This window comes from Isoptericola croceus, assembly GCF_029382255.1.
Taxonomy (GTDB): domain Bacteria; phylum Actinomycetota; class Actinomycetes; order Actinomycetales; family Cellulomonadaceae; genus Isoptericola; species Isoptericola croceus.
Window position 1 is genome coordinate 1 of sequence record NZ_JARLLG010000346.1, and the last position, 267, is coordinate 267.

1 protein-coding gene is annotated in these 267 nt (G+C 31.8%); it reads right to left on the reverse strand.

Annotated features, from left to right (window positions below; translation table 11 throughout):
• Window positions 1-51 precede the first annotated feature (51 nt).
• The coding region (locus PZC42_RS21575; RefSeq protein ID WP_306576000.1) for an ATP synthase beta subunit C-terminal domain-containing protein at window positions 52-267 on the reverse strand (216 nt) is incomplete at its 5' end.

The window sequence follows — 267 nt, forward strand, 5'->3', positions numbered from 1 at the left end:
TTTAAAAGTTCGATTTTTGTTGCAGAGACATTTTGTCCAAATGACATTTTATTACTTTTCCTGATAATATTGGTCTACGTATTTATCTTTGATTTTAGTAATCTCATTCTTTGGTAGTTTAGAAACAATTTTCCACAAGATACCAAGTGTTTCTTCAATGGTTCTGTTCTCATCAGTTGATTGTGAAAGGAATTCTTTTTCAAAGACATCACCAACATCCATGTATTTCAAGTCAATGTCAGTCAGTCCTGCTTTACCTACAATACC